Source organism: Serratia nevei (genome assembly GCF_024160145.1).
Classification (GTDB): Bacteria; Pseudomonadota; Gammaproteobacteria; order Enterobacterales; family Enterobacteriaceae; genus Serratia; species Serratia nevei_A.
On sequence record NZ_JAMYWQ010000095.1, the window covers coordinates 1 to 1,144 of the forward strand.

General features: G+C 54.3%; 1 protein-coding gene. It reads right to left on the reverse strand.

Annotated elements, in window-relative coordinates:
• Window positions 1-4: 4 nt before the first annotated feature.
• Window positions 5-1,144: elongation factor Tu (gene tuf / locus M6G53_RS24870; RefSeq protein ID WP_048795941.1), on the reverse strand; the 1,140-nt coding region annotated here is incomplete at its 5' end.

Consider the following 1,144-nt stretch of genomic DNA (forward strand, 5'->3'; position numbering starts at 1 on the left):
GCGATTAAGCGATAACTTTAGCAACAACACCTGCGCCAACGGTACGGCCGCCTTCACGGATTGCGAAACGCAGACCGTCGTCCATCGCGATTGGGTGGATCAGGGTGACAACCATGTTCACGTTGTCGCCTGGCATTACCATCTCTACGCCTTCTGGCAGTTCGATGGTACCGGTCACGTCAGTGGTACGGAAGTAGAACTGTGGACGGTAGCCTTTGAAGAATGGAGTGTGACGGCCACCTTCATCTTTGCTCAGGATGTACACTTCAGATTCGAACTGGGTGTGCGGCTTGATAGAGCCTGGCTTAGCCAGTACCTGACCACGTTCGATTTCTTCACGCTTGATACCACGCAGCAGAACACCTACGTTCTCACCAGCACGGCCTTCGTCCAGCAGTTTGCGGAACATTTCAACGCCAGTACAGGTAGACTTAACGGTGTCTTTGATACCAACGATTTCAACTTCTTCGCCAACTTTGATGATACCGCGCTCAACACGACCGGTAACAACGGTACCACGACCGGAGATGGAGAATACGTCTTCGATTGGCAGCAGGAACGGCTTGTCGATCGCACGCTCTGGCTCTGGGATGTAGCTGTCCAGGGCTTCGGCCAGTTCGATGATTTTCGCTTCCCACTCAGCTTCGCCTTCCAGCGCTTTCAGCGCGGAACCGCGGATTACCGGCAGGTCGTCGCCTGGGAAGTCGTAAGCGGACAGCAGTTCGCGAACTTCCATTTCTACCAGTTCCAACAGCTCTTCATCATCAACCATGTCGCATTTGTTCATGAACACGATGATGAAAGGAACGCCAACCTGACGACCCAGCAGGATGTGCTCACGGGTCTGAGGCATTGGGCCGTCAGTCGCTGCTACTACCAGGATCGCGCCGTCCATCTGAGCAGCACCGGTGATCATGTTTTTCACGTAGTCGGCGTGCCCTGGGCAGTCAACGTGCGCGTAGTGACGAGTCGGGGTGTCATACTCAACGTGAGAGGTGTTGATGGTGATACCACGAGCTTTTTCTTCTGGCGCGTTATCGATCTGGTCGAAAGCACGTGCAGAACCGCCGTAGGTTTTAGCCAGTACGGTAGTGATCGCTGCAGTCAGGGTAGTTTTACCGTGGTCAACGTGGCCGATAGTACC